16 protein-coding genes are annotated in these 20,497 nt (G+C 72.3%); 11 read left to right on the top strand and 5 right to left on the bottom strand.

Annotated elements, in window-relative coordinates; genetic code table 11:
• The first annotated feature begins 174 nt into the window (after window positions 1-174).
• Window positions 175-1,464 (top strand): ATP-dependent Clp protease ATP-binding subunit ClpX, encoded by a 1,290-nt coding sequence (gene clpX / locus RMN57_RS14130; RefSeq protein ID WP_238741210.1) that lies wholly within the window; start codon window positions 175-177, stop codon window positions 1,462-1,464.
• Window positions 1,465-1,558: 94 nt separating this feature from the next.
• Here the strand turns inward: clpX and RMN57_RS14125 are convergent, their stop codons facing one another.
• On the bottom strand, window positions 1,559-2,320 hold the full coding sequence (locus RMN57_RS14125) for a hypothetical protein (RefSeq protein ID WP_313763763.1): 762 nt from the start codon (window positions 2,318-2,320) through the stop codon (window positions 1,559-1,561).
• 76 nt (window positions 2,321-2,396) lie between these two features.
• Complete coding sequence (locus tag RMN57_RS14120) at window positions 2,397-3,254, bottom strand: hypothetical protein (protein ID WP_313763762.1); 858 nt, start codon at window positions 3,252-3,254, stop codon at window positions 2,397-2,399.
• A gap of 191 nt (window positions 3,255-3,445) precedes the next feature.
• Here RMN57_RS14120 and RMN57_RS14115 point away from each other — a divergent pair, with 191 nt between their 5' ends.
• Window positions 3,446-6,085: a valine--tRNA ligase gene (locus RMN57_RS14115; RefSeq protein ID WP_313763761.1), complete on the top strand. Its 2,640-nt coding sequence runs from the start codon at window positions 3,446-3,448 to the stop codon at window positions 6,083-6,085.
• A 278-nt stretch (window positions 6,086-6,363) separates the two neighbouring features.
• Complete coding sequence (locus RMN57_RS14110) at window positions 6,364-6,888, top strand: hypothetical protein (protein ID WP_313763760.1); 525 nt, start codon at window positions 6,364-6,366, stop codon at window positions 6,886-6,888.
• 206 nt (window positions 6,889-7,094) lie between these two features.
• Here RMN57_RS14110 and wecB read toward each other — a convergent pair whose 3' ends face one another.
• Complete coding sequence (gene wecB / locus RMN57_RS14105) at window positions 7,095-8,234, bottom strand: non-hydrolyzing UDP-N-acetylglucosamine 2-epimerase (RefSeq protein ID WP_313763759.1); 1,140 nt, start codon at window positions 8,232-8,234, stop codon at window positions 7,095-7,097.
• Window positions 8,235-8,317: 83 nt separating this feature from the next.
• The gene (locus RMN57_RS14100; RefSeq protein ID WP_313763758.1) at window positions 8,318-9,748 is read right to left on the bottom strand and encodes a glycosyltransferase family 2 protein; all 1,431 of its coding nucleotides are present in this window, start codon (window positions 9,746-9,748) and stop codon (window positions 8,318-8,320) included.
• Window positions 9,749-9,923: 175 nt separating this feature from the next.
• Here RMN57_RS14100 and RMN57_RS14095 point away from each other — a divergent pair, with 175 nt between their 5' ends.
• The 8 genes from RMN57_RS14095 to rodA all read left to right on the top strand — a co-directional run bounded on the left by RMN57_RS14095 (window position 9,924) and on the right by rodA (window position 18,825).
• Complete coding sequence (locus tag RMN57_RS14095) at window positions 9,924-11,327, top strand: folylpolyglutamate synthase/dihydrofolate synthase family protein (protein ID WP_313763757.1); 1,404 nt, start codon at window positions 9,924-9,926, stop codon at window positions 11,325-11,327.
• 2 nt (window positions 11,328-11,329) lie between these two features.
• Window positions 11,330-11,704 carry a DUF4233 domain-containing protein gene (locus RMN57_RS14090; RefSeq protein WP_313763756.1) on the top strand — a complete coding sequence of 125 codons (375 nt, stop codon included), beginning with the start codon at window positions 11,330-11,332 and terminating at the stop codon, window positions 11,702-11,704.
• 126 nt (window positions 11,705-11,830) lie between these two features.
• Entirely contained in the window at window positions 11,831-12,244 is a 414-nt protein-coding gene (gene ndk, locus RMN57_RS14085; RefSeq protein WP_313763755.1) for a nucleoside-diphosphate kinase, read from the top strand.
• 325 nt (window positions 12,245-12,569) lie between these two features.
• Complete coding sequence (locus RMN57_RS14080; protein ID WP_305067939.1) at window positions 12,570-13,595, top strand: rod shape-determining protein; 1,026 nt, start codon at window positions 12,570-12,572, stop codon at window positions 13,593-13,595.
• Between the two features lie 95 nt (window positions 13,596-13,690).
• Window positions 13,691-14,632: a rod shape-determining protein MreC gene (gene mreC, locus RMN57_RS14075; protein WP_313763754.1), complete on the top strand. Its 942-nt coding sequence runs from the start codon at window positions 13,691-13,693 to the stop codon at window positions 14,630-14,632.
• A 3-nt stretch (window positions 14,633-14,635) separates the two neighbouring features.
• Window positions 14,636-15,277, top strand: coding sequence for a rod shape-determining protein MreD (gene mreD, locus RMN57_RS14070; RefSeq protein ID WP_313763753.1), 642 nt, complete (start codon window positions 14,636-14,638; stop codon window positions 15,275-15,277).
• 84 nt (window positions 15,278-15,361) lie between these two features.
• Complete coding sequence (gene mrdA / locus RMN57_RS14065) at window positions 15,362-17,623, top strand: penicillin-binding protein 2 (RefSeq protein WP_313763752.1); 2,262 nt, start codon at window positions 15,362-15,364, stop codon at window positions 17,621-17,623.
• A complete protein-coding gene (gene rodA, locus RMN57_RS14060; RefSeq protein WP_313763751.1) occupies window positions 17,620-18,825 on the top strand; it encodes a rod shape-determining protein RodA in 1,206 nt (401 codons plus the stop codon). Before mrdA ends, rodA begins: the two co-directional genes overlap by 4 nt.
• Before the next feature lie 195 nt (window positions 18,826-19,020).
• On the opposite strand, the gene RMN57_RS14055 is transcribed toward rodA, so the two are convergent.
• Window positions 19,021-20,313, bottom strand: a complete 1,293-nt coding sequence (locus RMN57_RS14055) for a M14 family zinc carboxypeptidase (protein ID WP_313763750.1) — start codon at window positions 20,311-20,313, stop codon at window positions 19,021-19,023.
• Window positions 20,314-20,497: the final 184 nt, after the last annotated feature.

Raw genomic sequence — 20,497 nt, 5'->3', positions numbered from 1 at the left:
GCATCTGTTCGGTATCAATTCGCCCAGGGCGTAGGGCAGACCTGGCGAAGAGGACGGAATCAGGGGCCCGGCAGAGTACCGTCGGATAGCGAGACCGATCGCCGTCGGCGTTGACGGTCCACAGCACCAGGCCCCGGAACCCCCGCGGGGCCCCTGGCGAAGGGGAAGCACCTCGTGGCACGCATCGGAGACGGTGGCGACCTGCTCAAGTGCTCGTTCTGCGGCAAGTCGCAGAAGCAGGTGAAGAAGCTGATCGCCGGCCCAGGCGTGTACATCTGCGACGAGTGCATCGACCTGTGCAACGAGATCATCGAGGAGGAGCTCGCCGAGACCTCCGAGGTGCGCTTCGAGGAGCTCCCGAAGCCCCGCGAGATCTACGAGTTCCTGGACCAGTACGTGGTCGGCCAGGACCTCGCCAAGAAGGCGCTGTCGGTGGCCGTCTACAACCACTACAAGCGCGTGCAGGCCGGCGAGGCGGGCCGCAGCGGCGGCAACGGCCGTGAGGACGCCATCGAGCTGGCGAAGTCCAACATCCTGCTGCTGGGCCCCACCGGCTCCGGCAAGACGCTGCTGGCGCAGACGCTGGCCCGGATGCTGAACGTGCCGTTCGCGATCGCCGACGCCACCGCGCTGACCGAGGCCGGCTACGTCGGCGAGGACGTCGAGAACATCCTGCTGAAGCTGATCCAGGCGGCCGACTACGACGTCAAGAAGGCCGAGACCGGGATCATCTACATCGACGAGATCGACAAGGTCGCCCGCAAGAGCGAGAACCCGTCGATCACCCGGGACGTCTCCGGCGAGGGCGTGCAGCAGGCGCTGCTGAAGATCCTGGAGGGCACCACCGCCTCGGTGCCGCCGCAGGGCGGGCGCAAGCACCCGCACCAGGAGTTCATCCAGATCGACACCACCAACGTGCTCTTCATCGTGGGCGGCGCCTTCGCCGGCCTGGAGCGGATCATCGAGGGCCGCGCGGGTGCCAAGGGCATCGGCTTCGGCGCCAACATCCGCTCCAAGCGCGAGCTGGACGCCAGCGACCACTTCCGCCAGGTGATGCCGGAGGACCTGGTCAAGTTCGGCATGATCCCCGAGTTCATCGGCCGCCTCCCGGTGATCACCAGCGTGCACAACCTGGACCGCGAGGCGCTGCTGCAGATCCTCACCGAGCCGAAGAACGCGCTGGTCAAGCAGTACCGGAAGCTCTTCGAACTGGACGGCGTGGAGCTGGAGTTCACCCGGGACGCGCTGGAGGCCATCGCCGACCAGGCGATCCTGCGCGGCACCGGCGCGCGCGGTCTGCGGGCCATCATGGAGGAGGTGCTGATGTCCGTGATGTACGAGGTGCCCTCGCGCCAGGACGTCGCCCGCGTGGTGGTCACCGGGGACGTCGTCTCCAAGCACGCGATCCCGACCCTCGTCCCGCGGGACATGATCAAGCGGGAGCGGCGCGAGAAGAGCGCCTGACCCTCCGGACGCGGAAAGGGCCCCTGGTGACCGGCCGGTCACCAGGGGCCCTTCGTCGTTCGCGGGGTACCGCGGCCTACGCCGGCACCTCGGCCTACTTCGGCACCTCGGCGATCGCGCGCAGGTCGCGGGCCTCGGCGGCGAGCTTGTCCAGGTCCGGCGCCTTGCCGTCCTCGGGGGCCCGCATCAGCATGACCAGGCTGCTGTTGTCGGCCCAGGCGCAGACGGCCAGGTCGGTGCCGGACTGGGTGGCCTTGGCGCACTCCATGGTGCCGCCCTTGGGGCCGGCGTCCACCGCGTGCCGGTCGCTGACCGTCGGGCCGCCCTGCTCGAAGCCCTTGAACATGGCGTCCATCTCCTGCTTGGGCAGCAGGACCTTGCCGTAGCCGCCGACCACGATGAGCTGCGGCGTGTCGTCGCTGTCCTGGTAGACCGCGCTCACCCCGGTCGGGTTCCAGGCGCCGTCGCCCTTGCCGAACTCGGAGGTGATCTCCTTCTCCATCTCCCGGGAGATCTCGTTGTCGTCGTCCTTGCGGAGGTCCTTGAAGGTCGTCGGCAGGACGATCTTCTGGGTGCCGGCGTTGGACGTCACGTCGAGGACGAAGTACGCGACCGCGCCGCCGATCAGCGCCAGGACGACGGCGAAGACGCCGAGCAGGACCCAGAGCGTCTTGCGGGACTTGCGCTGCGGCACCGGGGCGTACGCGCCGTACCCGGGGTAGCCGGCCGGGGCGCCCGGCGGCGGGGCCTGCGGCGGCACCGCGCCGTAGCCGGGCTGCTGGGGCGGGACCGGCGGGGCGCCGTAGGGCTGGCCGGCGGGCGGCGGCGGGGCGCCGTAGGGGGTCTGCTCGGTCACGGTGGCCCTTTCTGGGACGGACGGGGCACGCGCTGCCCGGGGCCCGGGCGGCGCGGTCGTGCACTGCGCCGGGCTGCTACTTGGCGGTGATCATGGCGTCGCGGATCGCCCGGGTCTTCTCGGCGGCCTGGGCGGGGGTGAGGTTGGTGCCGCCCACCTTGATGAAGGACACCCGCGCGGTGGTGGAGCTGTCGGCCCAGACGCAGACGGTGGTCGAGCTCTTCGGGGCGCCGCCGCCGATCGAGATGCCGTAGGTGCCGCAGGACAGCTTGGCCGCGGAGTCGTGGCCGTACTGCGCCGGGAAGTCGGTCATCGGGCTGGTCCAGGTGGCACCGCCGTTGGTGTCCTTCTTGGAGTCCTCGATGATCGCGCCCGGGTCCTTGATCTTCCCGTAGACGCCGAGCACGCTGATGCTGCCGTCGGTGGCGTCCGAACCCTTGGAGTAGCTGGCCAGCAGGACGTGCAGGTCGGTGCCGATCTTCTCCGACTCGCTGGCCTTGGCCGGGTCGGCCGCCTGCTCCTTGGCCGACTTCTGGGTGTAGCCGTCCGGCAGCGTCTGCGGCGCGGTGATCTTGTAGTCGCCGCCGGAGGAGCCGCCGAGCAGCTTGTAGGCGGCGAAACCGCCGCCGCCCAGCACCAGCGCGCCGATCAGCAGACCGACCACCAGGCCGGCCCTGCCCTTCTTCGGCGGCGGCGCGACCGGGTAGCCGGGCTGCCCGTACGGGGCCTGCTGCGGCACGCCGTACGGCGGCTGCGGCGCCCCGTACTGCGGGGCCGGAGCGCCCTGCTGCGGGTACCCGTAGGGCTGCTGCGGCGCGCCGTAGGGCGGCTGGGCCCCGTACGGCGGCTGCGGCTGCTGCGGCGCGCCGTACTGCGGCGGTGCCCCGTAGGGCTGCGGCTGACCCTGCGGATACTGCTGACCCTGGCCGTACATCTGCGTCTGTGCTCCCCCGCCGCACCCGCGGCCTGTATTCGTGTCCGGACTCGTCCGGGTCGAACCGTGAATCGGACGAGTGTCGGGGCACGGTACCGCACCGGGCCGACGGCCGTCCGGGCCGGACGCGCCGAGTCCGCGGACCGAAAGCGGTTCGTAACCCACGTCCGCGGTTACGTAAACTGTGCGTCGTGACCGACACCACGAACCAGCGCCCCGCGAGCACGCACCCCGGGGACGACGCAGCCACCCTCCCGACGACCTACGCTCCGGCGGACGTAGAGGGCGAGCTGTACGAGCGCTGGGTAGAGCGCGGTTACTTCACGGCCGACGCCAAGAGCGAGAAGCCGCCGTACACCATCGTCATCCCGCCGCCGAACGTCACGGGCAGCCTCCACCTGGGCCACGCCTTCGAGCACACGCTGATCGACGCGCTCGTCCGCCGCAAGCGGATGCAGGGCTACGAGGCCCTGTGGCAGCCGGGCATGGACCACGCCGGCATCGCCACCCAGAACGTCGTCGAGCGCGAGCTGGCCAAGGAGGGCAAGTCCCGCCACGACCTGGGCCGGGAGGCCTTCGTCGAGCGGGTCTGGCAGTGGAAGGCCGAGTCCGGCGGGCAGATCTCCGGCCAGATGCGCCGCCTCGGCGACGGCGTGGACTGGTCCCGCGAGCGCTTCACCATGGACGAGGGCCTCTCCCAGGCCGTCCAGACCATCTTCAAGAAGCTCTACGACGACGAGCTGATCTACCGCGCCGAGCGCATCATCAACTGGTGCCCGCGCTGCCTCACCGCGATCTCGGACATCGAGGTGGAGTACCAGGACGACGACGGCGAGCTGGTCTCGATCCGTTACGGCGAGGGTGACGCCTCGATCGTCGTCGCCACCACCCGCGCCGAGACGATGCTCGGGGACACCGCCGTCGCGGTCCACCCGGAGGACGAGCGGTACAAGCACCTGGTCGGCACCGAGATCGAGCTCCCGCTCACCGGCCGGCGCATCCCGGTCGTCGCCGACGCGCACGTCGACCCCGAGTTCGGCACCGGTGCCGTCAAGGTGACGCCCGCGCACGACCCGAACGACTTCGAGATCGGCCAGCGCCACAACCTGCCGGCCGTCGCCGTCATGGACGAGCACGCGGTCATCACCGCACACGGCCCGTTCCTTGGCCTGGACCGGCTGGAGGCCCGCTCCGCGATCGTGGCCGCGCTGCGCGCCGAGGGCCGGATCGTCGCCGAGAAGCGGCCGTACGTCCACTCGGTCGGTCACTGCTCGCGCTGCAAGACCACGATCGAGCCGCGGCTGTCCATGCAGTGGTGGGTCAAGGTCGGCCCGCTCGCCAAGGCCGCCGGTGACGCGGTCCGCGACGGCAAGGTCAAGATCCACCCGCAGGAGATGGAGAAGCGCTACTTCGACTGGGTCGACAACCTGCACGACTGGTGCATCTCGCGCCAGCTCTGGTGGGGCCACCGGATCCCGGTCTGGTACGGCCCGAACGGCGAGGTCGTCTGCGTCGGGCCGGACGAGCAGCCGCCGGCGGGCGAGGGCTGGCACCAGGACACCGACGTCCTGGACACCTGGTTCTCCTCCGGCCTGTGGCCCTTCTCCACCCTCGGCTGGCCGGAGCAGACCGAGAGCCTGGCGAAGTTCTACCCGAACTCCGTCCTGGTCACCGGCTACGACATCCTGTTCTTCTGGGTCGCCCGGATGATGATGTTCGGCCTCTACGCGATGGACGGCACGCCGCCGTTCCACACCATCGCGCTGCACGGCATGGTCCGTGACCAGAACGGCAAGAAGATGTCGAAGTCCTTCGGCAACGTGGTGAACCCGCTGGACTGGATGGACAAGTACGGCTCCGACGCGCTGCGCTTCACGCTGGCCCGCGGCGCCAACCCGGGCGTCGACGTGCCGATCGGCGAGGACTGGGTGCAGGCGGCCCGCAACTTCGCCAACAAGATCTGGAACGCCACCCGCTTCGCGCTGATGAACGGCGCCACCGTCGAGGGCCCGCTGCCCGCGCCGGAGGAGCTGACCGCGACCGACCGCTGGATCCTGTCGCGCCTCAACAGCACGGTCGCCGAGGTGGACGCGCTGTACGACGACTACCAGTTCTCGAAGCTCTCCGAGGCGCTCTACCACTTCGCGTGGGACGAGGTCTTCGACTGGTACGTGGAGCTCTCCAAGACCACCCTGGCCAAGGGCGGCCCGCAGGCCGACGCCGTGCGCCGGGTGCTCGGCGAGGTCCTGGACGTCACCCTGCGGCTGCTCCACCCGATCGTGCCGTTCGTCACCGACACGCTGTGGACCACGCTGACCGGTGCCGAGTCGGTCGTGATCGCCGACTGGCCGCAGGACAGCGGTTACCGTGACGCCGCGGCGGAGGCGGAGATCGCCACGCTGCAGCAGGTGGTCACCGAGGTCCGCCGCTTCCGCTCCGACCAGGGGCTGAAGCCGGGCCAGAAGGTCCCGGCCCGGCTGGACCTGGCCGGCACCGTGCTGGCCGTCCACGAGGACGCGATCCGTTCGCTGCTGCGGCTGACCGTCCCGGAGGAGGGCTTCACCGCCACCGCCTCGCTCCCGGTCGCCGGCGCCACGGTGGCGCTGGACCTCTCCGGCACCATCGACGTCGCGGCCGAGCGCAAGCGCCTGGCCAAGGACCTCGCGGCGGCCGAGAAGGAGAAGACCCAGACCACCGCCAAGCTCGGCAACGAGGCCTTCCTGGCCAAGGCGCCGGACGACGTGGTCGCCAAGATCCGTGCACGTCAGGAGGCCGCCGAGGCCGACATCGCCCGGATCACCGCCCAGCTCGCGGCGCTTCCGCAGGCCTGACGCACCGGCTCCCCGAGGGGCCGCATCCCGCCGACGCGGGGTGCGGCCCCTCGGCCTTTTCCGCGGTACCCGTCATTCCCGCTCCCAAGCCTTTCCTGCTCCCAATAGCGCAATGGCATTGCTCCCTTCAAGCGAATATTCATCCTGGACCGGGTGAGGTCCTATTCCGCCCGAATTCATTCACGTCTTGCCCGCGCGGGTTCGCCGAAGTTTGCAGGTCGGATGTGTACGGTGTGCAGGACGTTCTGCTGAGCCGACGGGTGACGGGAGGGTTAGGCGTGGTGGTGACGGTGGAGTTGGCCGACGAACTTCCCGCTGAAGCGGTCGATGAGGCCAAAGCCAGGGCGGCGACCCTGCTGCTCGCGTTCCGGCACGGTAACCAGCTGGCGTTCGACGACGCGCTGGACCGGATCCTCGACGAGCACGCGCACCGCGAGGTGACCACCCTGCTCGCCTGGATCGCCGCCGAGGCCGTCCGCAAGGCGTACGCGCCGGCGGTCGGCGACCGGGTGCTGCGGGCGATGGCCCGGCGGGCCCCGGCCGACACCGCCGCGGTCGACGTGGACGAGGAGACGGCGGACGCGGCCCGGCTGATCGAGGCGGTCGCCGCCGGCCGGGTCGCCGAGGTCCGCGGCCTGGTCGCGGCCACCGCCGACACCACCTTCCTGCTCGGCGGCCTGCTCCAGGGCGTCGCCATGATGCTGCCGTTCCTGCCCGACGGCGAGGTGGCCGAGATCACCGCCGAGCTGCGTCGCCGGCACTCCGGCGCGCCCGAGATCCCCGAGGCCCGCGCCGGGGGCTGACCGCGCCTTCCCGGGGCGCGGTGTGCCGATGCGCGCCGACGGTGCCGGCGCCCGCTTCGGTGCCACAGCCGGTCAAGTCCCTTGCGGAGAAGGGCACGTGCCTCACGAGGCGGAGCAGGCCGATCCAGCTGTCCGGAGGGCCGGCGGCCAGGCCCCGACCCCAGGCCTCGACCCCAGGCCCCGACCCCAGCCCCGGCCCCCGGCCGCTAAGCCGCGGCCAGGGCGGCGACGGGCCGCCCGGCCAGCTCCGCGGTCAGCCGGGCGATCCGGGCCGAGGCGAGCCCGTCCCCGTACGGGCTCGGGGTGGCGGCCAGCCGGGCCAGCCGCTCGGTGCGGTCGGCGAGCCAGGCGCGGGCGAGCCCGCCCAGCTCGGCGCCGGGCCGCACCAGCGCGGCGAAGCCCGCGTCCACGGCCTCCGGGCGCTCGGTGGAGCGGCGCACCACCAGCAGCGGGCGGCCGAGCACGGTGCACTCCTCCTGCACCCCGCCGGAGTCGGAGACCAGCAGCGCGGCGTGCCGGGCGAGGCCAAGGAACTCCGCGTACCCGACCGGCTCGGTGACGGCGAGTCGGTCCAGCAGGCGGTCCAGCGCGAACCGCTCGACGGCGGCCCGGGTGCGCGGGTGCATCGGGAACAGCACCGGGGTGCCGGCCCGGGCGATCCGGTCCAGCTCGGCGAGGACGGCGCCGAGCGCCTCCGGGGTGTCGGTGTTCTCCGGCCGGTGCACGGTGGCCAGCACGTAGCCGTCCGGCGCGACCCCGTGCCGGGTGAGCAGCGCGGCCCGGGCGGGCGCGTCCGGCAGCCGGTGCCGGACCACCTCGACCACGGTGTTGCCGGTGACGGCGATCCGCTGCCCGTCCAGCGACTCGGCGCGCAGGTTGGCGGCGTTCTCGGGGGTGGCGGCGCAGAGCAGGTCGGAGACGTGATCGACCATCACCCGGTTGTGCTCCTCGGGCATCGCCCGGTCGAAGCTGCGCAGGCCGGCCTCGACGTGCACCAGCGGGATCCCGCGGGCGTTGGCGGCGAGCGCGCCGGCCAGGGTGGCGTTGGTGTCGCCCTGGACGACGACGGCGGCGGGCCGGTCGTCGGCGAAGGCGGCGTCGAGCTGGCCCAGGGACTGGGCGATCTGGCCGGCCCGCGGGCGGCCGCCGACGCCGGTCAGCAGCTCGGGGCGGGGGAGGCCGAGGTCGCGCAGGAAGCGGCCGGACATCGCCTCGTCCCAGTGCTGACCGGTGTGCACCAGTCGGGTGGCCTCGCCGAGTTCGTGGATCAGCGGGGCCAGCTTGACCAGCTCGGGGCGGGTGCCGAGGACGACGGCGACGCTGGCGGGGGGAAGGCAGGGGCTCATGGGGGCGTCTCTCCGGGGACGGGGGCGGCCCGGCGCTCGGCGGCGGTGGGAGCGGCCGGGGCTCGACGGCGGGTGGGGGCGGCTCAGGATTCGAGGGCGGTGGGGGCGCCGGCGGCGACCGGCTCGGCGTTGCGCCGGGTCTTGGCCCAGCCGTTGCGGCCGAGCAGCAGCCGGACGGCGGCCCGGACGGCGACCACGAACAGGTGGTAGGCGTAGAGCCAGACCAGGACGCCCCAGAGCAGGCCGGTGAGCCGGCTGCGGTCGGGGTGGACGAGGCGGCGGTAGGCGAGGCCCCAGAACACCATCGGCAGGGTGGCCAGGACGAAGGCGAGCAGCATGTAGGGCCCGAACCTGAGCTGGAACTCGGCGGTCTCCGCGGGGAAGAGCACCAGGCCGGCCGCCGTGATCGCGAGCGAGAGCGGGGTGAGCAGGACGAGCAGCACGCAGACCACCGGCTGCAGGAAGGTGTACATCACCTCGGCCTTGCCGGCCGCGGTGTAGTGCGGGGAGCGCAGCACGCGGCCGGTGTAGCGCAGGCACTGCATGTTGCCCTGGGCCCAGCGGGTGCGCTGGGTGAGGAAGCGGCGCAGCGAGACCAGGCCCTCCTGGGAGACCTGACGCTCGGTGACGTGGGTGAGCCGCCAGCCGGCGAGCCGCAGGTCGAGGCCGGACTCGTAGTCCTCCAGCAGGGCGCGCTCGGGCCAGGGGCGGCCGGCCCGGCCCTCCTCGGCGGTGAGCGAGTCGAGCGCGGTGAGGCGGACGAACTGGCCGTTGCCGCCGAGTCCGACGCTGCCGGTGCGGCGGCGCAGCAGCTGCATGCCGGTGTTGTTGGCCTGGAACTCGACGTCCTGCATCCGGACCAGGGCGCGGGCGAGTGCGTTGGCGGTGCGGCCGCGGCCGGGCAGCGGGAGTTCGTCGTCGGCGTTGCGCATCCGGACGCCGATCTGGACGGCGCCGGTGTCGGGGCGGCCGAGGGCGTGGTCGCTGCAGACCTGGGCGAGGGTGCCGGGGTCGAGCCGTCCGTCGGCGTCGACGACGCCGATCACCACCCGGGAGCGGTCGGCGTCCTCGGGCAGCCGTGCGGAGATCTCGCGGTAGGCGGCGTTCAGTGCGGCGCCCTTGCCGATCCGGGCGTGCGGGCGGCGGCGCTGGACGAGGTGGATCCGCGGGTCCTGCCCGGCGGCGAGGACGAGCTCGCGGGTGGCGTCCTCGCTGTCGTCGTCGATCACCCACAGGTGCGCCTCGGGGGCGGCGACCCGCAGTCCGGCGAGGGTCTGGGCGACCACCGCCTCCTCGTCGCGGCAGGGGATCACCAGGTGCCACTGGAAGGCGGCCGGGTCGCCGGGCTCGGCGGGCCGGTCGTGACGGAAGGCGTGCCGGGAGCCGGCCCAGTACACGAGGAAGCGCCCGAAGACGAGGGCCATGTAGCCGACGAGTGCGAGCGAGACGAGCCCGGCTAACCAGACGAGGGTCTCCTGGCGGGTCGCGATCCAGTCGTGCAGGGCGTCGGGCATGGCGCGGTTCTCCTCATGATCGAAGGTCTGGCGGCTCCTGTGGGGTGCGAATCGATGCTTCGCCGCGGCTCAAACTCGCAGAATCAATAGTAAACCGGGCAAATTGGGAAGAGCGGGCGAAGTGGTGGTTCTCACCCCGTGGGGAGCGCCCGGCGCCGCTCCGTAGACTGTGGTCGTGAGCGACAAGGCCGACCCGAACCCGTACACCCTCCGCCCCGCCGACGGCCCTGCCGACGGCAGTACCGGCGACGCCCTGCGCGACGTCGAGCTGGAGCTCTCCAAGCGCTGGCCGGAGAACAAGCTGGAGCCCTCGCTCGACCGGATCGAGGCGCTGATGGACATCCTGGGCCAGCCCCAGCGGTCCTACCCCTCCATCCACATCACCGGCACCAACGGCAAGACCTCCACCGCCCGGATGATCGAGCAGCTGCTCAACACCTTCGAGCTGCGCACCGGCCGCTACACCAGCCCGCACGTGGAGACCGTCACCGAGCGGATCACCCTGGACGGCGCCCCGATCACCCCCGAGCGGTTCGTCGAGGTCTACCGCGACATCGAGCCGTACGTGCAGATGGTCGACGCCCAGCAGCCCGTCCCGATGTCCTTCTTCGAGGTGCTGACCGGCATGGCCTACGCCGCCTTCGCCGACGCCCCGGTGGACGTCGCGGTGGTCGAGGTCGGCATGGGCGGCTCCTGGGACGCCACCAACGTGATCGACGCGGCCGTCGCCGTGCTCACCCCGATCGGCCTGGACCACACCGACAAGCTGGGGGAGACCACCGGCGAGATCGCCGTCGAGAAGTCCGGGATCATCAAGTCCGGTGCCGTCGCCGTCGTCGCCCAGCAGCAGCTGGACGCGGCCGAGGTCGTCCTGCGGCGCGCCGTCGAGGTGGACGCCACGGTGGCCCGCGAGGGCATGGAGTTCGGCGTGATCCGCCGTGAGCTGGCCATCGGCGGACAGCTGGTGACGCTGCGTGGGCTCGGCGGCGAGGAGTACGAGGACGTCTTCATCCCGCTGCACGGCGAGCACCAGGCGCACAACGCGGCCCTGGCGCTGGCCGCGGTCGAGGCCTTCTTCGGCGTCGGCGGCGCCCGCGGCGGGCAGCTCGACCAGGACAAGATCCGCCAGGCCTTCTCCGGCGTCTCCTCCCCGGGCCGGCTGGAGGTCGTCCGGCGCAGCCCCACGATCATCCTGGACGCCGCCCACAACCCGCACGGCGCCCGCGCCACCGTCGCCGCGATCACCGAGTCCTTCGGCTTCACCCGCCTGGTCGGCGTCATCGGCACCAGCGGCGACAAGGACGTGGCCGGCCTGTTGGAGGCCTTCGAGCCGGTCCTGGCCGAGGTCGTGATCAGCCAGAACTCCACCCACCGCGCGATGGACGTGGACGCCCTGGCCGCGCTCGCGGTCGAGATCTTCGGTGAGGACCGCGTCCAGGTCGAGCCCCGGCTCGACGACGCCATCGCCGCGGCCGTCACCCTCGCCGAGGAGGAGGGCGACCTCGGCGGCGCCGGCGTGCTGGTCACCGGTTCGGTCATCACGGTGGGCGAGGCCCGCCTGCTCCTCGGGAGGAAGTGACGATGAGGACGCTCTGCTCCTCCACCCTGATCGGCGAGGCGCTGCTGATCATGTTCGCGGCGCTGGTCGCGACGCAGCTCTCCGACGTCTCCCCGGCCACGGTCTGGACGGTCAGCGGCATCGCGATGGTCCTCTGCATCGCGCTCTGCGGCATGATCAACCGCCCCGGTGCGGTGCCGATCGGCTGGGCGCTGCAGATCGGCCTGATCGCCGGCGGCTTCATCCTGCCGACCATGTTCGCCCTCGGTGTGGTCTTCGCCGGCCTGTGGTGGTGCTCGGTCCACTACGGCCGCAAGGTGGACGAGTTCAAGGCCGCCCGCGCCGCCGCCGAGACCGCCGCCGAGACCGCTGCCGAGACCGCTGCCGGGGCCGCCTAGAGCCCGTCCCGACGAGGGCCGGGACCGGCGGCTCGGGGGGTCGCTCACGCAAGGTAACCTCTGCGGGTAGCCGCACTCCGCACGCCCGAGCGCGTGCACGCCGAACCGATCCCCAGGAGACGCACCGTGTCCCAGCGCACTCTCGTCCTGCTCAAGCCCGACGCCGTCAAGCGAGGCCTGGCCGGCGAGATCATCAGCCGCATCGAGCGCAAGGCCGGCTGGAAGCTCACCGCTCTGGAGCTGCGCACCTTCGACCGGGCGACGCTGGAGCACCACTACGCGGAGCACGTCGGCCGCCCGTTCTACGAGCCGCTGCTGGAGTTCATGACCTCCGGCCCGTCCATCGCCATGATCGTCGAGGGCGAGGAGGTCGTCCCCGGCATCCGCATGCTGGCCGGCGCCACCAACCCGCTGGAGGCCGGTGCCGGCACCATCCGCGGCGACTACGCGACGATCACCCGCGAGAACCTGATCCACGCCTCCGACTCGTCCGAGTCCGCCGAGCGCGAGATCAAGATCTTCTTCCCCGCGCACGCCTGATCCCGGCCCGCGCGACACGCCCGAGAGACGCCCGGGTGCCCCGGTCGGGACCATTGGCCCGGCCGGGGCATTTTTATCGTGAAATAGGGAACTGGGGGCGCCGACACGGCGTCCCAATGCCCGGAGAAGCGATCACGCCCCGGACAATGGACGGCATGCCCCACGTCGACGTCCGTACCGGCCGGCGTGACTACGATGGACGCGACTCGAGGGCCCGTTACGGCCGGTCAGCTGGTTCCCGCCCAAGCCGTGGGCGCACGTTCGTCGTCCACCCCCCGCAATGACTCCGAGCCCGGGAAGGCACCCACACCCCATGGCAACCAACCTGTCGTTCATCGGCCGCGACCTGGCGATCGACCTCGGAACCGCCAACACGCTGGTGTACGTCAGGGGCAAGGGGATCGTCCTCAACGAGCCGTCCGTGGTCGCGGTGAACACCAACACCGGCGGCATCCTGGCGGTCGGCGCCGAGGCCAAGAAGATGATCGGCCGCACCCCCGGCAACATCGTCGCCATCCGCCCGCTCAAGGACGGCGTGATCGCCGACTTCGAGATCACCGAGCGGATGCTCCGCTACTTCATCCTCAAGATCCACCGCCGCCGCTACCTGGCCCGCCCCCGGGTCGTGGTCTGCGTGCCCTCCGGCATCACCGGGGTCGAGCGCCGCGCCGTGATCGAGGCCTCCTCGCAGGCCGGTGCGCGCCAGGTGCACATCATCGAGGAGCCGATGGCCGCCGCGATCGGTGCCGGCCTGCCGGTCCACGAGGCCACCGGCAACATGGTCGTCGACATCGGCGGCGGCACCACCGAGGTCGCCGTGATCTCCCTCGGCGGCATCGTCACCGCGCAGTCCATCCGGGTCGCCGGCGACGAGCTGGACAACGCGATCGTCCAGCACATCAAGAAGGAGTACTCGCTGCTCCTCGGTGAGCGCAGCGCCGAGCAGATCAAGATGAGCATCGGCTCCGCCTTCGCCCTGGAGGGCGAGAAGGACGAGCACGCCGAGATCCGCGGCCGCGACCTGGTCAGCGGCCTGCCCAAGACCGTCGTGATCTCCGCCGCCGAGGTCCGCGAGGCCATCGACGAGCCGGTCAACTCGATCATCGACGCCGTCAAGACCACCCTCGACCAGTGCCCGCCCGAGCTCGCCGGCGACGTCATGGACCGCGGCATCGTCCTCACCGGCGGCGGCGCCCTGCTCCGCGGCCTGGACGAGCGGCTGCGCCGCGAGACCGGCATGCCGATCCACATCGCCGAGAACCCGCTCGACTCGGTGGCCCTCGGCTCCGGCAAGTGCGTCGAGGAGTTCGAGGCACTGCAGCAGGTACTCGACGCCCAGCCGCGCCGCTAGCACGACCGACAGACCGGACAGTCAACTGAAACGGCCCCCGCCCGGGCCCCGCGGCCCGGGCGGTGGGCCAGGTACGAAGGGGCAGTACCAGCACCGTGAGGGACACACGAGAGAGCCGGCTGCTGCTCATCCTGCTGGTGGCCGTCGCCTTCGCACTGATCACCGTCGACATCAAGGGCGGTGAGGACTCCCCGCTCGGCGGCGCCCGGCGCGCCGCCGCCGGCGTCCTCGGCCCGGTCGAGCGCGGCGCCGCCACCGTCGTCGACCCGGTCGCCGACACCGTCCGGGCCTTCCGCGACGCCGCCACCCACAGCGGTCGCACCGACCAGCTCGCCCGTGAGAACACCGAGCTGCGCCAGAAGCTCGCCTCCTCCGACGCGGCCGGCGGCCGCACCAAGCAGCTCGACGACCTGCTGCGCACCGCCGGCGCCGGCGGATACACCGTCAAGGCCGCCCAGGTCATCGCGATCGGCCCGGCCCAGGGTTTCTCCTGGACCATCACCATCGACGCCGGCAGCGACGACGGCCTCACCCGGGACATGACCGTCATCAACGGCCAGGGCCTGGTCGGCCGGATCACCACCGTCGCCCCGACCACCTCCACCGTGCTGCTCGCCTCCGACCCCGGCTTCAGCGCCGGCGCCCGGCTGGAGGGCAGCGGCGAGATCGGCTTCGCCTCCGGCGGCGGCACCAGCGCCATGAAGGTCTCGCTGCTCAACGGCAAGGCCCAGGTCAAGGAGGGCGACCGGCTCGTCACCTTCGGCTCGCAGAGCGGCCGCCCGTTCGTGCCCGGCGTCCCGGTCGGCAAGGTGGTCCAGGTCGAGGCCAACCCCGGCCAGCTCACCAAGACGATCCTGGTCGAGCCGTTCGTGCAGTTCACCCGGCTCGACCTGATCGGCGTCGTCGTCGTGCCGCCGCGCACCGACCCGCGCGACGCCGTCCTGCCGCCCGCGCCCGCCGCCCAGGGCCAGGCCCCCGCCGCCCCCGCGGCGCCGGCCGCCGCCGTACCGCCCGCCAAGCCCTCCGGGGGGAACTGAGCCATGCGCCTCGCCCGCGTCCCCGTCACCGCCGTGCTGATCCTGCTCGGCCTGATCCTCCAGGTCAGCGTCTTCGGCCGGCTCCAACTCCCCGGCGCCACCCCGGACATACTGCTGCTCGTGGTGGTCGGCCTGGCCATGGTCTACGGGCCGACCGGCGGCTGCCTGGTCGGCTTCGCGGCCGGCCTGCTGGCCGACCTCGCACCGCCGTCCGACCACGCCATCGGGCGCTACGCCCTGGTGCTCTGCCTGATGGGCTACGCCGCCGGGCTGCTCCGCCCCGACCACGGCCGGCAGCGCTCGGTCTCCAGCGCGCTGCTGGTGGTGGCCGGCGCGGCGATCGCCTCCACCCTGCTGTACGCGATGGTCGGCGCCCTGGTCGGCGACACCGCCGCCCGGCACGTCGGCCTCGGCAGCCTGGTGCTCACCGCCCTGCTGTACGACCTGCTGCTGGCGCCGTTCGTGGTGCCCGTGGTGATGCTGATCGGGCGCCGCTTCGGCAAGGACCCGGTCGCCGCCGCGGCCGGGGACGACGAGGGCGGCCCGGGGCTGGGCACGCTGGCCCGCTACCGCACCACCCGTGAGGCGTCGGCCGGTCCGGGCTACAAGAAGAAGCGCTCGCTCGGCTTCGCCAAGCGGCCGTAGCGCCGGCCCGTTGACGCCCGTGATCCCCGTGATCGCCGTGATCCCCGTGATTCCCGGAACCCCGCACCCTGGAGCGCACGCGACGTGAGCAACATCCCCGAGACCGGCCGTACCCGGCGGGTGACGATCCGTCTGGTGGTGCTGCAGATCCTGGTGCTGTCGCTGCTCGCCACGCTCGGCGGGCGGCTCTGGTACCTGCAGATCCGCAACGCCAAGGAGTACACCGCCAAGGCGACCGGCAACCACATCCGCGAGGTGGTCGAGCCGGCCGTGCGCGGCGAGATCCTGGACGCCTCCGGGCGGATCCTGGCCGGCAACGAGACCAAGCTGGTCGTCTCGGTCAGCCGGACCTCCCTGCTGCAGCAGAAGGACGCCGGCAAGGCGGTGCTCGGCCGCCTCGCCGAGGTGCTCGGCATGCCGGCCAAGGACGTCCAGGAGAAGGTCCGGCTCTGCGACGCCAAGACCCCGCAGCCCTGCTGGAACGGATCGCCCTACCAGCCGATCCCGGTCACCAAGGAGGCGACCACCCAGCAGGCGATGCAGATAATGGAGCGCCGCGAGGACTTCCCCGGCGTCACCGCGCAGCCCACCGCCGTGCGGCACTACACCGGCGCCGAGGGCGCCAACATGGCCCAGGTGCTCGGCTACCTCTCGCCGGTGACCGACGAGGAGGTCTCCAAGACCGCCGGCAAGACGGGCCTGGACCGCTACCTGCCGGCCGACCAGATCGGCCGGGCCGGGCTGGAGTCGGTGTACGACCGCGACCTGCGCGGCACCGCCGGCATCACCAAGCTGGAGGTCGACAACCTCGGCCGGGTGATCGGCACCGCCGGCACCGTCGCCCCGCAGACCGGCAACAACCTGGTGACCAGCATCGACGCCCGGGTGCAGAAGGCCGTCGAGGACAACCTGGCGCAGGCGATGAACGACGCCCGCAAGACCTTCGACAAGGTCACCAACCGCAACTACGAGGCCGACTCCGGCGCCGCCGTCGTGATGGACGTGCACACCGGGCGGATCGTGGCGATGGCCAGCGCCCCGACGTACGACCCGAACCTCTGGCAGGGCGGCATCGCCGGCAAGGACTACCAGGCGCTGACCAGCAAGGAGTCCAACTTCCCGCTGCTGAACCGGGCCATACAGGGTCAGTCCGCCCCCGGCTCGACCTTCAAGGTCATCTCCACCACCGCCGCCGTGCAGGCCGGCTACTCGCTGGACGGCACGTACCCCTGTCCGAAGAGCCTGACCATCGGCGGCCGCGAGTTCAAGAACTTCGAGAGCGAGAACTTCGGCTCGATCACGCTGGAGAAGGCGCTGGAGGTCTCCTGCGACACCGTCTTCTACGGCCTGGCGTACGACCAGTGGATGAAGGACGGCGGCATCAAGCCGAAGAAGGACCCGGGCGACTGGTTCTACAAGACCGCCCACCAGTTCGGCCTCGGCGCCAAGACCGGCATCGACCTGCCCAGCGAGGTCACCGGCCGGGTGCCGGACCGGCAGTGGAAGCAGTCCTACTACGACAGCAACAAGGACGCCTGGTGCAAGCAGGCGGAGAAGGGCGGCACCACCTACTCCGACCTGATCGCGAAGGAGAACTGCATCGACGGCTACCAGATGCGGGCCGGTGACTCGGTCAACTTCGCGATCGGCCAGGGCGACACGCTGGTCACCCCGATCCAGATGGCCCGGATCTACTCGGCGCTCGCCAACGGCGGCACCTTCTACCGGCCGACCATCGGCAAGGCGGTGATAAGCCCGAGCGGGGAGCTCGTCCGCGAGATCGCCCCGCACGAGGACGCCAAGTTCCCCGGCGACCAGAAGCTGCTCGGCTACATCGACCAGGCCACCGCGGGTGTCATCACCAGCGGTACCGCGGCCTGGAAGTTCGCCGGCGCCGGCTGGCCCCAGGGCAAGATCGAGCTGCACGCCAAGACCGGCACCGCGGAGGTCGAGGGCAAGCAGACCACCTCGTGGCTGACCACCTACAGCGACGACTACGCGGTCGTGATGACGATAAGCCAGGGTGGCACCGGCTCCGGCGGCTCGGGTGACGCGATCCGCCGGATCTACCAGGCGCTCTACGGCGTGGACGACAAGGGCAACGTCGACAACGGCAAGGCGCTGCTGCCCAAGCCGCAGACCGAGCTGCCGAAGTTCAACCCGGACGGCACCGCGATCATCAAGCCGGTCGTGGACCGGGGCTCCGCCGCCGGCGACCCGGGCGTGACCGGCGGCTCGCCGCGGGTCTTCCTGGACCCGGCGCAGCCGTCCGGCCCGGCGGTCCTACTGACCGCGGCCGACGCCGCGCTGGAGCCGACCCGCGGCTACGGAAGGGGCCGGGCATGACCTCGTACGGTTCGTACCGTCAGCTGCGGCTCGCCCCGCAGCAGCGCAGCGGGGTCTCCAAGAAGGCCCTCGCCAAGGACTCCCCGCTCTGGCGGATCGACTGGATACTGCTGCTGGCCGCCCTGGTCCTCTCGCTGGGCAGCTCGCTGCTGGTCTGGTCGGCCACCCGCGGGCGGGATTCGCTGACCCACGGCGACCCGCAGTACTTCCTGTTCCGGCACCTCACCAACGTGGTCGTCGGCATGGTGCTGTGCGCGGTGGTCATAGGGATAGGGAGCCGCCGGTTCCGCACCGTGGTGCCGTTCCTCTACATCGCCGTGATCGGGCTGCTGCTGGCCACGCTGAGCCCGCTCGGCTCGACCATCAACGGCCAGCACTCGTGGATCCAGCTCGGCGGCGGCTTCTCCGTCCAGCCGGCCGAGTTCGCCAAGCTGGCGATCGTGCTCGCGATGGCCGTGGTGCTGGCCGACCAGGTCGACGCGGGGGAGCGGGAGTTCCCCTCGCACCGGGCGGTGTTCCGCGGACTGGTCTGGGCGACGCTGCCGATGGCGATCGTGATGCTGATGCCGGACGCCGGCTCGGTGATGGTGATGGCCGTCATCGTGCTGGGCATCCTGCTGGCCTCCGGCGCGGCCAACCGCTGGGTGTTCGGGCTGATCCTGGCCGGCGTCGGCGGCTGCATCGCGATCTGGAAGCTCGGGGTGCTGAGCAAGTACCAGATCGACCGCTTCGCCGCCTTCGCCAACCCGGCGCTCGACCCGTCCGGTGTCGGCTACAACACCGCACAGGCCCGGATCGCGATCGGGTCGGGCGGACTCACCGGCAAGGGGCTGTTCCACGGCACCCAGACCACCGGCCAGTTCGTCCCGGAGCAGCAGACCGACTTCGTCTTCACGGTGGCCGGCGAGGAGCTGGGCTTCCTCGGGGCGATGGCGATCATCGTGCTGCTGGGCGTGGTGCTCTGGCGGGGCTGCCGGATCGCCCGGCAGGCGACCGACCTGTACGGGACGATCCTCGCGGCCGGGGTGGTCGCGTGGTTCGCCTTCCAGGGGTTCGAGAACATCGGGATGTGCCTGGGCATCATGCCGGTCGCCGGCATCCCGCTGCCGTTCGTCTCCTACGGCGGGTCGTCGATGTTCGCGACCTGGGTGGCGATCGGACTGTTGCAGGCGGTGCAGAGCCAGCGGCCGATAGCGGCCTGAGCGGTGCGCGGGGCCGGTCCGGGACGCTCCCGGGCCGGCCCCTCCGCGTGCCGCCGGGCCCTCCGCGTGCCGCCGGGCCCTCCGCGTGCCGCCGGCCCGGGGGGCCGCCGGGGCGTCCGCGCCAGGTCCCGTCCGGTCGGTCCTGTCGGATCGGCGCCCGGCGTCCCGCGCCCGGCGAGATCGGCCGGACAGGGTCTACGGCAGCAGGCAGTCCGCGGCGGCCAGCACCGCCCGGGTCTGGTGCGCCACCTGGGCCTCCACCGGGACCCAGCGGGCGCCGAGCCGGCCGAGCCGCTCCAGGCTCCCGGTCACGACCCCGCGGGCCCGCTCCCGGGCGGCGTCCGCGGCCGGGCCCCCGGCGTCGCCTAGCAGCCGCAGCAGCATCGACGCCGCCCGCAGCGGGATCCGCTCGGCGACGATCCGGGCCGTGGTCACCCGGGAGACCGCCAGCGGGCGCTCGCACCAGTCGGCCAGCCACTCCCGGGCAAGCAGCGGACAGGCGCGCAGGTTGAACTCGACGGCGCGCAGCAGCGGCCCGTACGCCGCCCGGGCGTGCGCCGGGACCAGCGGCAGCAGCTCGGACAGCTGCTCGGCACGGTCACGCAGGGCGACGGCCGCGGCCGCCACCGACCGCCGCACGTCGGGGTGCAGGCCGGCGTCGCCGACGGAGTCCACGGCCCACATCGGCACCTCCAGCAGGGCCGTCACCCCGCCGTACCGGCTGGCGTACGCCCAGGTGGAGCGCGCCGGGTCGTCCGGCAGCGCCCTGGGCAGGCCGTCGCGGCCACGCGCCGGCAGCACGTACACCCCCGGGGCCGGACTGTCCCAGCCGACCGCGTCGTAGGAGTCGACGTCCAGCGGCACGCCGCCACGGGCCACCGAGCGGGCGAAGCGCTCGGCCAGGCCGGGGACCGGCCGGGTCAGCTGGACGAAGGCCCCGCCGAAGTCCACACCGTGCAGCGAGCACTGCAGGAACGGGTGCAGCTCGTCGATCAACCCGGTCAGCACCAGGCTCTCCGGCATCGGCGTGCGCTCGCCGCCGGCCGGCGGCAGCAGCTCCGGCTGCTCCTCGAAGGCGGGCCGGAAGAAGTGCTCGTAGTGCCGCGGGGCGGTGAGCGGGCCGGTGAGCCAGCCCTCGTTGAGCGCGGCGCCGTCCGGGTCCAGGCAGAGCAGGACGTGCCAGGCCAGGCCGGGCCTGGGCGGTCGGGTCAGAGCCAGCGAGGCGAGGCGCAGCGCGGCGGCGACGCCGACCGGCTCGTTGGGGTGGGGGCCGCCGACCACCAGGACGGCGTGCGGGCCCTCGTCGACGGAGAGCAGGACGAGCGGACGGCCGCCCCGGGAACGGCCCACCTCACGGACCCGGCAGCGCTCGGGGTGGCGCAGGGCCAGCCGGCGGGCGGCGGCCGCCGCCCGGGGCGCCGCGGGGTAGCGGTCGACCGGTCCGGGCGGGCTGTCGCGGCGGGGCACCCGCCGGCCGGTGTCGGTCATCCCGCGAGGCCGGTGTCGGTGCCGTCGTGCATGGGCGACTTCCTTGTCCGATGGCGTGCGGGGCCTCCCGGCGGAGCCCTGCCAGTACCGCACGGGCCGTCCGGGACTGTCAACAGCCGCCGCCGCGGCCGGACGCCCCGCGGCCCGGCCGGGCCGCGGGCGGGATTCGGCTACCCTTGAGGGT

This window comes from Kitasatospora sp. CM 4170 (assembly GCF_032110285.1).
Lineage (GTDB): Bacteria > Actinomycetota > Actinomycetes > Streptomycetales > Streptomycetaceae > Kitasatospora > Kitasatospora aburaviensis.
This window is presented reverse-complemented; position numbering and strand designations above follow the sequence as displayed.